This is a genomic window from Azospirillum sp. HJ39, assembly GCF_041507355.1.
GTDB lineage: Bacteria > Pseudomonadota > Alphaproteobacteria > Azospirillales > Azospirillaceae > Azospirillum > Azospirillum thiophilum.
Genome location: NZ_CP167911.1, coordinates 1,249,639 through 1,262,460 on the forward strand (window position 1 = coordinate 1,249,639; position 12,822 = coordinate 1,262,460).

A 12,822-nucleotide genomic window follows, 5' to 3' on the forward strand; every position below is an offset into this window, starting at 1 on the left:
ACGGGCGCGGGCACCCGATCGGGCGCTGGATCTGACGGGCTTAGGCAGGGCAGGGCTCAATGACCGGCTCCGTTGCGTCGGTCGACCATCGTGGCGACGCTTTCCGCCAGCAATTGTCCGATGCAACGGTGAACGAAATCATAAGAACGGCGCTTTGCCTCGTCGCCTTCGTCGGCGAAGTCGACCCGGCCGTCCTCGACCCAGTGCCGCATGATGTCGTAGCGCGGGAAATGGAAGACGTCCGAGCTCTGTGCCAGCCAGGACATGTAGGAGACGTAGGGGGCGAAGTCGATCAACTGAGCCGTGTGCATACTGTACTGCATGTCCATGATGACGATATCGGCGCCGCGGCGCTGTACTTCGGCGATGCCGTTCTGGAGCGCGATGCCGAAACTCTCCGGATCGAGGCTGCGCATCGCGTCCACGGTGCCGGTCTGCCAGACCACCAGCGCCGGCCGCCGCTCCTCCACCGCCCGGGCCAGCGGCGCGACCATCGCCGGCGCCGCCTCGCCGGGCAGGCTCAGCACGGAGATGCGGATGTCGAGGCCGGGCAGGCGGCGCTTCAACTCCTCCTCCAGCCGGACCGGATAGCCGACGATGCCGGGCTTCGGGTTCGGCTTGGCGGAATGGGCGATCAGGATGGACAGCGTCCGGTCTTCGGCCAGCCGGGATGCGACCCGCGGCAAGGCTTCGCCGGGGGCGAGGACGCTGTCCGGCACGGCGCAGGCTGGATCGGCCGGCATGCCGGCGCGGGCCTCGGTACGCGCGCCCGCCACCATCGCAGCCAGCATCATGGCCGCCAGCATCATGGCCGCAGCGGCCGGCGACCGCCGAACCTGTCGTCTCATCCGTTCCCCATGCGCTCCCTTACGCGCGCGCTCCTGGCATCGCTCATGCGCTCAGCTTTCCGGCGGACGCGGCCTTGGGGCGGCGGACCCGTCCGGCAGAGCGGTACCAGCCCAGGAAACGGGCCAGGAGCACCATCGCGGCGATGCCGAGCACGGTAACAAGGAACTGGGCGGAAAGCGAGCCGCTGACATGGACGAGCACCGTCTGCCCGGCGAAGGACAGCAGCACGCCCAGGCAGAACACCGGCAGCGACTGCCGCCCGCAATCGAGCACCGGGGCGGCCAGCGTCCCGCGCAGCCAGGGCGCGTCGGCGGGCACCAGCCGGAGGACGAGATAGGCCAGCGCGAAGAAATGGAGCAGCCGGAGCGGGTCGAGGTCGGTCTTGCCGATGGGGTAGAGGATCTCGGTCAGCGCGACCGGGATCAGCGCGTGGAGCGGGGCGAACTTCCAGGACAGCGCCAGGAACAGGCTCGCCAGCAGGACCGCCGCCGCCGCCAGCGCCACCGGCCGGCGGAAGCGGGTCGCCGCGGCGCGCAGGTCGGGCCGGTCCTGCAGCACGGCGCCGAGCACGAACAGGAACTGCCAGGTGAAGGGGTTGAAGTACCAGACGCCGCCATCCGGATAGGTCGGCAGGTTCCAGCCCCAGTGCCGGGCGGCGCCATAGAGCGCGGCCGACCCGGCCAGCACCGCCAGCGGCCGGCTGCGCAGGGCCGGCAGCAGCAGCGGGAAGGCCAGCAGCAGCACGATGTAGAGCGGCAGCACGTCGAGGTTCGCCGGCCGGAACTTCAGCAGCAGCGCCTGGGTCAGGGCGCCCACAGGATCCTGGAAATAGCCGGCGATGCCCATCTCCTCGGCGAACAGCGGGCTGTCGAAGGCGCGGGCGGTGTAGGCGATCTGGGCGGTGAAGGCGAAGAACAGGATGATGTAGGTGACGTAGAGCGACCAGCAGCGGTGCAGCACCTGCGCCCCCGCCATCGGCAGCCCCTGTCCCTGCAGCGTCCGGCCATAGACCAGGGCCGCGGTGTAGCCGGAGATGAAGACGAAGATCTCGGTGGCGTCGCTCAGCCCGAAATTCCGCGGCGTCGCCCATGAGATCTGGTTCGCCGGGATGTGGTTCACGAAGATGAACCACAGGGCGAGCCCGCGGAAGAAGTCGAGCCGCAGATCGCGTGCCGCCGCCCCCTTCGCCTCTTCTGCCATGCTTGCGTCGGTCATGGTCGTTCAACCTGCGAATGGCCGCCCTGTCATCGTCAACACCCCGATCCGCTCCCGGTTTCATCGCTTCCGGCCGGGGCACGGCGTTTTTCCTGCGCCGCGGCGGATGACGGCCGGGGGCAGGCTTCGCCGGTGCGAAAGAGATGGGGAGCCTGCCGGCGATTGCGAGCGCCCGGCGGGTTGTACGGAGGCGGCGGGGGGCGGGACGCGCCGTCGCGCCGGCCGTGCGCAGCATCGGGGGCGATGCCCTGCCGCGGCTTCGCGTCGCAGCCTTAAACCTCTGAAATACTATATTCAATTCCGCTTCGTGCTTGATTGCGACCATTTGCTTCCTGCATAATCCGGCAAGCAAAAGAAAGCTGGGACGGATCGGCCGACAAGGCCGGCGGCAAGCCCGGATGGACGGGAGGAAACGCACATCGACGTCGGAAACCGCGTGACCGGTGGGGGTGCCCATGCGCTGGCGCCCGCCCGCCCGTCCGCGGTTTCCTTCGGTGCGACGTCCGGGTTGGTCGAGCGTGCATTCCAAACCATTCCCACTTTCCCCGCTCACCCGGCGCCGTCCGGTCCCGTGAGGGATTTGGCGCGGCCGGGTCCGGGCCGGCGAACAGCCGGGCCGGCGCTGTGAATGCAAAGCGATAAGAACGCATAACGACAAAAACGCTGAACAGAGAATGGACAAGGGAGCTTCTTGATGAAACGTCGTGCATTTCTGACCTCCGCCGGTGTGGGCGTCGCTGCCAGCACGCTCGCGGCCCCCGCCATCGCGCAGACGGCGCCCGAAATCAAGTGGCGCTGCGCCTCCAGCTTTCCGAAGAGCCTCGACACCATCTATGGCGGTGCGGAGTTCGTGGCCAAGCGCGTGGCCGAGCTGACCGACGGCAAGTTCCAGATCCGCGTCTTCGCGGCTGGCGAGATCGTGCCGGCGCTCCAGGTGCTGGATGCGGTCAAGGACAACACGATCGAGTGCGGCCACACCGTCTCCTACTATTATGTCGGCAAGGATCCGACCTTCGCCTTCGACGCGGCGATGCCGTTCGGCCTGAACGCCCGCCAGCAGAACGCCTGGATGACCCATGGCGGCGGCAAGGAGCTGATGGCCGAGTTCTTCGCCGGCCACAATCTGGTCGCCATCGGCGCCGGCAACACCGGTACCCAGATGGGCGGCTGGTTCCGCAAGGAAATCAAGACCATCGACGACCTGAAGGGCCTGAAGTTCCGCATCGGCGGCTATGCCGGCACCATCATGGCCAAGCTGGGCGTCGTGCCGCAGCAGATCGGCGGCGGCGACATCTATCCGGCGCTGGAGAAGGGCACCATCGACGGCGCCGAGTTCGTCGGTCCCTATGACGACGAGAAGCTCGGCTTCCACAAGGTCGCCAAGTACTACTACTATCCCGGCTGGTGGGAAGGCGGCCCGCAGGTTTCCATGCTGTTCGGCAAGGAGAAGTTCGAGGCGCTGCCGCCGGCCTACAAGGCGGCGCTGCAGGCGGCCTGCGCCGATGCGACGCTCGACATGCTGGGCAAGTACGACGTCCAGAACATGACCGCGTTGAAGCGTCTGGTCGCCGCCGGCACCCAGCTGCGTCCCTTCCCGAACGAGGTGATGCAGGCCTGCTACCAGGCCGCCATCGAGGTCTATGAGGACGAGGCGGCGAAGAACGAGAAGTTCCGCAAGATCTACGAGGCGTGGAAGAAGTTCCGCGAGGAAGAATATCTGTGGTTCCGCGTCGCCGAATACAGCTTCGACCGCTTCGTCTACGCGGCCCCGCCGCTTGAGAGGAAGAAGTAAGGGGACGTTAGACCCCCACCTAACCTCCCCCGCTGAGCGGGGGAGGGACTGCCGCTACTTTTCCGCTAAGCACTTGTCCCCTCCCCCGCCCAGCGGGGGAGGGTTAGGGTGGGGGCATCCGCCAGCCCCCCCCTCACACCTCGATCACCAACCCGTCATAGGCCGGCTCGACCCCCGCCGGCAGGATGCGGCGCAGGCTGTCGTAATCCATGCTGTTGTCCATGTGGGTCAGGTAGGCCCGCCGCGGCCGCACCCGCTCGATCCACTCCAGCGTCAGCGCCAGATGCGCATGGACGGGGTGCGGCGGCTCGATCCGGCCGCAATCGACCACCCAGGTCTCGACCCCCGCCAGCGCCGCGAAGGCCCGCTCGTCCAGCCGCACCACGTCGGTCGAATAGGCGAAGCCGCCGAAGCGGTAGCCGACCGTCCGCATATAGCCGTGGTCCTGCTCGAACGGCGTGACCTCCAGCCCCTTCACGCTGAACGGCCCGTCGATCCGGTGCGCCTTCAGCACCGGCCGGTAGAAGGGATAGCCATCCGGCAGCGGGTCGAAGCAATAGGGGAAACGCACCTCGATGTCGCGCAGATGCTCGTCCCAGCCATAGGCGTCGATGGGGGCATGCATCTGGCGGCAGATCTCGCGCAGCTCGTCGATGCCGTGGCAATGGTCGGCATGCTGGTGGGTCCACAGCACGGCATCGAGCCGGGAACAGCCGCTGTCGAGCAGCTGCTGCCGCAGGTCGGGCGAGCTGTCGACCAGGACGGAGACGCCGCCCTGCTCGACCAGCACCGACGGCCGCATCCGCCGGTTCTTCGGATTGGCCGGATCGCAGCGGCCCCATTGGCCGCCGGGCACCCCGGCGATCACCGGCACGCCGCGCGACCCGCCGCAGCCAAGAATGGTCACGCGCATCGACCCACCGTCCAGGCCGGAGGATGCGCCGGCCTCGCTCATGCAGCCGCCGCATCGATGGCGGCCTTGTCGAACAGGCGGAAGAAATTCGCGGTGGTGGCCCGCGCCAGCTCCTCCGCCGTCACCCCCTTCACCTCGGCGACGCAGGCCGCGGTGTGGGCGACATAGGCCGGCTCGTTGCGCTTGCCGCGGAAGGGGATCGGCGCCAGATAGGGCGCGTCGGTCTCCACCAGGATGCGGTCGAGCGGCACGTCCTTGACGATGGCGCGGAGATCCTCCGACTTCTTGAAGGTGACGATCCCTGACAGCGACAGGGTGAAGCCATAGTCCAGCGCCTCTTCCGCCAGGGCGCGGCCGGAGCTGAAGCAGTGCAGCAGCCCCTTCACCTTTTGGCCGGCGGACTCCTCCTTGACGATGCGCATGGTGTCGTCGTCGGCGTCGCGGGTGTGGACGATCAGCGGCAGGCCGGTTTCCAGGCTGGCGCGGATGTGCCGGCGGAAGCACTCCTGCTGCTGGTCGCGCGGGCTCTTGTCGTAGAAGTAATCGAGCCCCGTCTCACCCAGCCCGATCACCTTGGGATGGCGCGACAGCTCGAGCAGCCGTTCGGTCGTGGTGATGGCGAACTCCTCTGCCGCCTGATGGGGATGGACGCCCACCGTGCAGAGGATGTCGTCATAGCGCTCCGCCACCGCCAGGATGCGGTCGAAACGGCTGATGTAGGTGCAGATGGTGACCATCCGCCCGATGCCGGCCTGCCGGGCGCGGTCGACGACCGCGTCCAGCTCCTCGGCGAAGTCGGGGAAGTCGAGATGGCAATGGCTGTCGACGAGCATTCCGGAACTCAGGCCTTCGGTTCTTCGACGTAACGCGGGAAGACGCCCTGCGGCGCCGGCAGCGGCGTGCCGGCGGCCAGCGCGCCCGACGGCCCGAAGCTGCCGAAGCCGCGCGCGTCCGGCCCCAGCGCCAGCAGGTCGAGGATGCGGGCAGACGCGTCCGGCATCACCGGCTGGGTCAGGATGGCGAGATGGCGGATCGTCTCGGCCAGCACATAGAGCACGGTCGCCATGCGCGCCGGGTCGGTCTTCTTCAGCGCCCACGGGGCCTGTTCGTCGACATAGCGGTTGGCGTCGCCGACCACCGCCCAGATGGCGTCGAGCGCCTTGTGGAAGGCCTGCGCCCTGATCTCGGCCCGCACGATGTCGAGCATGCCGTAGGCGGCGCCGAGCAGCGCGTTGTCGGCCTCGGTGAAGGCGCCCGGCACCGGCACGGCGGCGCCGCAGTTCTTGCCGATCATCGACAGCACGCGCTGCACGAGGTTGCCGTAATCGTTGGCGAGGTTGCCGTTGATCCGGTTGACCATCTGCTTGTGCGAGAAGTCGCCGTCATTGCCGAACGGCACCTCGCGCAGCAGGAAATAGCGGGTCTGGTCGAGGCCATAGGTGTCGACCAGCGTCTCCGGCGCGATGACGTTGCCGAGCGACTTCGACATCTTCTGGCCTTCGATGGTCCACCAGCCATGGGCGAAGACGCGCTTGGGCGGCTCCAGCCCAGCGGCCATCAGGAAGGCCGGCCAATAGACGGCGTGGAAGCGCAGGATGTCCTTGCCGACCATGTGCAGGTCGGCCGGCCAATACTTCGCATACTCGCCCGTCGTGTCGGGGTAGCCGACGGCGGTGATGTAGTTCGCCAGCGCGTCGAGCCAGACATACATGATGTGGGCGTCGTCGCCCGGCACCGGGATGCCCCACTTGAAGGTGGTGCGGCTGACCGACAGGTCCTTCAGGCCCGACTTGACGAAGGCCATCACCTCGTTGCGCTTGCCGGCCGGGGCGATGAAATCCGGGTTCGCCTCGTAGAAGGCGATCAGCCGGTCCTGCCAGGCCGAGAGTTTGAAGAAGTAGGACGGCTCCTCCACCCACTCGCACTCGGCGCCGGTCGGGGCGATCTTCTTGCCGGCCGGGCTGGTGGTCAGCTCGTCCTCGCCGTAGAAGGCCTCGTCGCGGACCGAATACCAGCCGGCATAGGAACCGAGATAGATCTCGCCCTTGTCCTTCAGCACCGTCCACAGCGCCTGCACCGACGCGACGTGGCGCGGCTCGGTGGTGCGGATGAAGTCGTCGTTGGAATAGTTCATCAGCGACACGAGATCGCGGAAGTTCTGCGACACCCGGTCGGTGAAGTCCTGCGGCGGGATGCCGGCCTTCTCCGCCGACTTCTCCACCTTCTGGCCATGCTCGTCGGTGCCGGTCAGGAACTTCACGTCATAGCCGTCGAGCCGCATGAACCGGGCGAGGACGTCGCAGGCAAGCGTCGTGTAGGCGTGGCCGATGTGCGGCACGTCGTTCACGTAATAGATCGGCGTCGTCAGGTAGAAGGTCTTCGGCCCGGCCATTTGCGGCACTTTCTTTCCAGTCAAGGTTACCCGGCAGGTGAACCGACGCTAGGCGGCCGCCGTTTCCAGCGCCGCCAGGGCGTTCAGGACCACCTGCTTGCGATCCAGGTTCGCGGATTCCGCGCGCGCGAAAAGACGCTGAACCTTTTCCCACACCTCCACCCAACGTTCAAGACCGCGGGCGTTGGCCAGCCGGGTCATCAGGGCGGCCTCGCCCGGCACCACCTCCGCCGGCCAGGCTCCCCGGGCGAGCGAGCGGGCGAAGCGGGCCAGCCACCAGACCAGCAGCTCGGTCGCCGTCTCGTACAGCCCGTCATCCTGCTTGCGGGTCAGCTTGTCGGCGAAGGCATGGGCGGCGGCGATGTCGAGGCGGGGCAGGGCGGAGAGCAGCCCGACCATCTCGCGGTAGAGCGCCAGCCCGCCGGCATCGGCCAGATCGATGGCGCGGCCGACGCTGCCTTCCGACAGGCGGGAGAGCGCGGCGCGGTCCTCCTCCGCGATGTCGGGGCGGTGCCGGCCCAGCAGCGCGACGACGGCATCCTCCTCCAACGGCTTCAGCGTCAGCTTGCGGCAGCGCGAGCGGATGGTCGGCAGCATGCCGCCGGGATTGTCGCTGACCAGCAGCAGCAGGGCGCCGGGCGGCGGCTCCTCCAGGATCTTCAGGATGGCGTTCAGGCCGCTCAGGTTCATGCGGTCGGCGCCGTCGATCACCGCGACGCGCCAACCGCCTTCCGACGAGGTGCGGCGCAGGAAGGGGCCGATCTTGCGCACGTCGTCGACGGCGATGTCGCGCTTCAGCCGGTCCTTCTTCTCGTCGCGCTGGCGTTCCACCGTCAGCAGGTCGGCATGGCCGCCGGACGCCACCCGGCGGAACACCGGATGCTCGGGGGGGATGTGCAGGGACGTCACCGGAGCGGCCCCGCCGAACAGGCTGTCGCCAGGCTGCTCCTGCGCCAGGACGAAGCGGGCGAAGCGGAAGGCCAGCGTCGCCTTGCCGACGCCGGGCGTGCCGCCGATCAGCCAGGCATGCGGCAGCCGGCCGGAGTTCCACGCCTCCAGCAGAAGCCGTTCGGCCTCGTCATGGCCGACGAGGTCGGGATTGCGGCGCGGGGCCAGCGTCTCCTCGGCCTCCGCCGCGGCGGCAGCGGTGCCGCGCGCCTTGCTCACGACCCCAGCCCCAGCCGGGTGGACAGCGCGTCCCGGATGCGGGCTTCCACGGTGTCGGGATCGGCATCGGCGTCGATCACCGCGCAGCGCTCCGGCTCGCGGCGGGCGATGTCCAGGAAGCCGTCGCGCAGCCGCTGGTGGAAGCCGATGTCCATCCGCTCGTAACGGTCCTCGCCGCCATGGCGCGACGCGGCGCGGCGCAGTCCCGTCTCGACCTCGATGTCGAGGATCAGCGTCAGGTCGGGGCGGAAGCCGCCCAGCGCCGCCCGTTGCAAAGTCTCCACCAGCTCGCGCCCGAGCCCGAGCCCGTAGCCCTGATAGGCCATGGTGCTGTCGAAGAAGCGGTCGCACAGAACCCAGCGTCCGGCCTCCAGCGCCGGCCAGACGGTGCGCTCCAGATGGTCGCGGCGGGCGGCGGTGTGCAGCAGGGCCTCCGTCACCGGGCTCCAGCGGCCGGTCTCGCCGGTCACCAGCAGGCCGCGGATCTCCTCGGCCCCCGGCGACCCGCCCGGCTCGCGCGTCGTCACCAGATCGATACCGCCGGCACGCAGGGCTTCGCGCAGGGAGTCGGCCAGCCGCCGCAATTGCGTCGACTTGCCGGCCCCTTCGCCGCCTTCCAGCGTGACGAAGCGGCCGCGTTTTGCCGAGGCGGCTGAGGCGGTCATCGTCGTCCCGGTCACAGGCTGTTGCCGAACACGAGATACTTGGCTGCGGCGAAGGCGCGGCCGAAGATGCCGGCCTTCGGCACGTCCTGGGCGGCAACCACCGGAACCTCCTTGCCCGGGAAGCCGGGGGCGGAGATCACCAGCTTGCCGACGGTGTCGCCCTTCTTGATCGGCGCGGCGACCGGGGAGTTGCTGACCAGCGACACCTTCATGCCGGGGCGGTCGGTGCGGGCCATGGTGACGCTCAGGTTCTGCGGCACGGTGACGGGAACGCTGTCCCGCTCGCCCAGCCAGACGGGAACCTGCTCGATCGTCTCGCCGCCCTTGTAGAGGGTGTAGGACGCGAATTCGCGGAAGCCCCATTCCAGCAGCCGGGCCGATTCGTCGGCCCGCGCTTGCATGCTGGGCAGGCCGTTGACCACCAGCAGCAGCCGGCGCCCCTCGCGCTCGCCCGATGCGGTCAGGCCGTAGCCGCCGGCGTCGGTGTGGCCGGTCTTCATGCCGTCGACATCCATGCCGCGATACAGCAGCGGGTTGCGGTTGCCCTGGTTGATGCCGTGGTACTTGAACTCCCGGATCGAGTAATAGCGGTAGTATTCCGGGAATTCCTTGATCAGATGCTCCGCCAGGAGCGCCAGGTCGCGGGCGGTCATATAGTGGTTGGGGTCGGGCCAGCCGGTGGAATTGGCGAAGTTGCTGCCCTTCAGCCCCAGCTCCTTGGCCCGGCGGTTCGCCTGCTCGGCGAAGGCGCTCTCCGACCCGGACAGCCCCTCCGCCAGCACGATGCAGGCGTCGTTGCCGGACTGGACGATCATCCCCTTGATCAGGTCGTCGACCTTGATGTTGTTGTGCAGCTCCACGAACATCTTGGAGCCCTGCATGCGCCAGGCGCGCTCGCTGACCGGCAGGGTGCTGTCCAGCGACAGGCGGCCGCTCTTCAGCGCCTCGAACACCATGTAGCCGGTCATGATCTTGCTCATCGACGAGGGCGCCATGCGCTCGTCGGCGTTCTTCTCGAACAGGACGGTGTTCGAGGTCAGGTCGACCAGGATCGCCTGCTTGGCGATGGTGTCCAGCGTCGCCGCCCGGGCGTCGGCGGCGCCGGCGGCTATCGTGGCCCCGGCCATCAGGGCGATCCCGGCCGCGGCGGCGACGGAACGGCCGAAAACGGCGCACAGGCGGACGACAACAGCGTTCATGGCAACAATCCTCCAAGGGCACTCGGTAACAGGCGTTCCGCTATGGGCGTCGGGCCATCGGCGTCGGGCCATTGGCGTTGGGTTGCGGACGTCCGGCGGAGCGGTCGGGTGGGGCGGGCTCGCCCGGATCAATCCACCACGATTTTGGCCTCCGTAAGGCCGGCCTGAATGATCTGGTTGAGCAGGGCGTCGGCACGGTCCACGCTGTCGAGCGGACCGACCCGGACGCGTTGAAGGGTCATTCCGGCCGACCGCGTCCGGCTGATGCTGGCGGGTTGGCCGATGGCGGACAGCCGGGCGCGGGCCTTGGCGACATTCTCCTCGCTGCCATAGGCGCCGACCTGCACATAGATGGCGTCGTGTCCCTGCACCGGCAATTGCGCAACCACCGGGGCCGGCACGAAGCGGCCCTCCGATATGCTGCCGGCCAGGGTCGCGGGCGGCGGCACCGGGGCGCCGACGGTGGGCGGCCGGGCTGCCCCGGTCGAGCCGCCGGGCGTCGTCACCGGCCCGGCCGGTCCGCTGACCTCGATCCGGCCCCGCGGGGCGGCCTTGGGCGGCGGACCGTCCATTTCCGCCAGCAGCGGGGCGGGGGTGCCCTGGCGCGCGGCGGCGGCGATGGCGCGGCTTTCCTCCGCCAGGATCTGCACGCGGACCTTGGCGGTGCCGGGGCCGTCGAAGCCCAGCAGCTGGGCGCCGCGGCGCGACATGTCGATGACGCGGCCGTTGGCATAGGGGCCGCGGTCGTTGATCCGCACCACGACGGCGCGGCCGTTGTCCAGGTTGGTGACGCGCACCAGGCTCGGCATGGGCAGGGTCCGGTGGGCTGCGGTCAGCTCGTTCTGGTCGTAGATCTCGCCGTTGGCGGTGGTCTTCTCATGGAAGCCGGGACCGTACCAGGACGCGATGCCGGTCTCGTCGTAGCCGTAATCTTCCTTGGGATAATACCAGACGCCGTTGATCTGGTAGGGCTTGCCCACCTTGTAGATGCCGCTGGTCGGCAGGCCGGAGCCGGTGCCGGCGGGCTTCTGCGCGCAGGCGGCCAGCGCCGCCACGCCGATCAGCACGACCACCCTGCTCATCCCGCGCCAGCGACGCATCCGCCAAACCCCTCGTTCCCCGGAACGTCCCGTTCGTCCCGGCCCCATTCAGCCCGGGCCGACCGCCGGGGCGGCGGCACTCTAGCGGAGTGGCACGGCCTAGCCAATGGCTGCGAACGGGTTGCGGACACGATGATACAGACCGGTGGCACGGCCCTGCTGTCGCCACCCATCCGGCGCCCCGACGCCAGCCCCGCGGTCAGGGTGCCGGGAACAGCTCGCCGGTGCGGCCCATCAGCCGGTAGGCGGCGAGGCCGATCCACTCGCGCACCGCGTCGTCGAGGATGACCAGATTGTGCGCGAACTCGAACCGCAGATAGGGCTTGGCATCGTGCCGGGTGCGGTAGTCGACCGGATAGGGCACGACCTCCCAGCCGACCGCGCGGAAGATGCCGACCGACCGCGGCATGTGCATCGCCGAGGTGACGAGGATCCAGCGCTCCCCCGGCGCCGGCTTCACCATCTCCTTGGCGAACACCGCGTTTTCCCAGGTGTTGCGGGACATCGCCTCGTAGACGACGCGGCCCTCGGGAATGCCGGCCTGGAGCAGCGCGGCGCGGGCGGAGCCGTCCTCCTTGTACTCCTGCCCGAGCAGACGGCCGGAGCCGCCGGTGAAGACCGCCTTGGCTTCCGGATGGCGTCGGACCAGATCGGCGAAGGCCAGCACCCGCTCGGCGGCGTCGTTGAGCGAGGGGTCGCCGCGGTCGGCGGTGATCGGCGGGTTGACCGCGCCGCCCAGCATGACGATGCCGTCGATGCGCCCGTCCGGCTCGCTCCGGGGAAAGCGGTTCTCCAGCGGCAGCGCGACCAGGGCGCCGAGCCCGGTGTAGGCGACCAGCAGCAACAGCAGCGCCGCCAGCGTCACCAGCCGCCGGCCCGCCCGCTGCCAGCGGCGCGTCCGCAGCAGCAGGGCGCCCAGCGCCACCGCCAGCACCAGCGCATTCCCCGGCGCCACGAGTCCCCACAGCAGCTTCGACAGGATGAAGGACAGCACCGGGAGTCAGCCTTGGCCGTGGACGGGAGGGGCGAGCATAGGCGGGGCGGCCGGCGCCGGGCAACCGCCCGGTTGCCAGGATCGTGTCAGCCGCCGACCGGCGTGCACAGCTCGACCAATGTGCCGTCGGGGCAGCGGAGGAAGGACACCGTCTGACCCCAGGGCATGGCCTTCGGCGGCGCCAGTTCGGTGGCGCCGGCGGCCAGCGCGGTGGCGTGCGCGGCCTCGACGTCGGCGGTGACCAGGGCGATCTCGACGCCCAGCGGCCTGTCGCTGGCGCTGGCGAACACATAGCCGGCCGGGTAATGCGACAAAGCGAGATCCTGGCTGGCGAAAGCCAGCGCGGTGGCACCGGTGTCCAGCTCGCCGTAATCGCCGGTCTCGGCGAGGACGCGGCGGGTCAGGCCGAACGCCGTCTCGAAGAAGGCGAGCGATGCGCCGACGTCGGGGACATAGAGAATGGTGTAGCCGAACTTCATGGGACCTCCCGAAGGGTTTGGGTGACGGGGCGGGGCGACCTTATACCAGCGGTCATT

General features: G+C 69.0%; 12 protein-coding genes. 1 reads left to right on the forward strand and 11 read right to left on the reverse strand.

What is annotated here, in order from left to right:
• Window positions 1-56 precede the first annotated feature (56 nt).
• Both ABMY26_RS19200 and ABMY26_RS19205 read right to left on the reverse strand, forming a co-directional pair.
• Complete coding sequence (locus tag ABMY26_RS19200) at window positions 57-848, reverse strand: hypothetical protein (RefSeq protein WP_372398771.1); 792 nt, start codon at window positions 846-848, stop codon at window positions 57-59.
• 43 nt (window positions 849-891) lie between these two features.
• Complete coding sequence (locus tag ABMY26_RS19205; RefSeq protein ID WP_372398772.1) at window positions 892-2,064, reverse strand: OpgC family protein; 1,173 nt, start codon at window positions 2,062-2,064, stop codon at window positions 892-894.
• Between the two features lie 694 nt (window positions 2,065-2,758).
• Here ABMY26_RS19205 and ABMY26_RS19210 point away from each other — a divergent pair.
• Window positions 2,759-3,856, forward strand: a complete 1,098-nt coding sequence (locus ABMY26_RS19210; RefSeq protein ID WP_372398773.1) for a TRAP transporter substrate-binding protein — start codon at window positions 2,759-2,761, stop codon at window positions 3,854-3,856.
• 133 nt (window positions 3,857-3,989) lie between these two features.
• Here ABMY26_RS19210 and ABMY26_RS19215 read toward each other — a convergent pair whose 3' ends face one another.
• The 9 genes from ABMY26_RS19215 to ABMY26_RS19255 all read right to left on the reverse strand — a co-directional run bounded on the left by ABMY26_RS19215 (window position 3,990) and on the right by ABMY26_RS19255 (window position 12,765).
• Window positions 3,990-4,811, reverse strand: a complete 822-nt coding sequence (locus tag ABMY26_RS19215; RefSeq protein ID WP_372398774.1) for an MBL fold metallo-hydrolase — start codon at window positions 4,809-4,811, stop codon at window positions 3,990-3,992.
• Window positions 4,808-5,602, reverse strand: coding sequence for a TatD family hydrolase (locus ABMY26_RS19220; RefSeq protein WP_372398775.1), 795 nt, complete (start codon window positions 5,600-5,602; stop codon window positions 4,808-4,810). Before ABMY26_RS19220 ends, ABMY26_RS19215 begins: the two co-directional genes overlap by 4 nt.
• Window positions 5,603-5,610: 8 nt before the next feature.
• A complete protein-coding gene (metG, locus tag ABMY26_RS19225) occupies window positions 5,611-7,161 on the reverse strand; it encodes a methionine--tRNA ligase (protein WP_372398776.1) in 1,551 nt (516 codons plus the stop codon).
• Between the two features lie 48 nt (window positions 7,162-7,209).
• Entirely contained in the window at window positions 7,210-8,328 is a 1,119-nt protein-coding gene (locus ABMY26_RS19230) for a DNA polymerase III subunit delta' (protein ID WP_372398777.1), read from the reverse strand.
• Window positions 8,325-8,993 (reverse strand): dTMP kinase, encoded by a 669-nt coding sequence (gene tmk / locus ABMY26_RS19235; protein WP_372398778.1) that lies wholly within the window; start codon window positions 8,991-8,993, stop codon window positions 8,325-8,327. The genes ABMY26_RS19230 and tmk overlap by 4 nt, the downstream gene beginning before the upstream one ends.
• Window positions 8,994-9,004: 11 nt before the next feature.
• Complete coding sequence (locus ABMY26_RS19240; protein ID WP_372398779.1) at window positions 9,005-10,192, reverse strand: D-alanyl-D-alanine carboxypeptidase family protein; 1,188 nt, start codon at window positions 10,190-10,192, stop codon at window positions 9,005-9,007.
• Window positions 10,193-10,320: 128 nt separating this feature from the next.
• Window positions 10,321-11,292 (reverse strand): septal ring lytic transglycosylase RlpA family protein, encoded by a 972-nt coding sequence (locus ABMY26_RS19245; RefSeq protein WP_372398780.1) that lies wholly within the window; start codon window positions 11,290-11,292, stop codon window positions 10,321-10,323.
• A gap of 199 nt (window positions 11,293-11,491) precedes the next feature.
• Entirely contained in the window at window positions 11,492-12,286 is a 795-nt protein-coding gene (locus tag ABMY26_RS19250) for a YdcF family protein (protein WP_372398781.1), read from the reverse strand.
• Window positions 12,287-12,372: 86 nt separating this feature from the next.
• The gene (locus tag ABMY26_RS19255; RefSeq protein WP_372398782.1) at window positions 12,373-12,765 is read right to left on the reverse strand and encodes a VOC family protein; all 393 of its coding nucleotides are present in this window, start codon (window positions 12,763-12,765) and stop codon (window positions 12,373-12,375) included.
• Window positions 12,766-12,822: the final 57 nt, after the last annotated feature.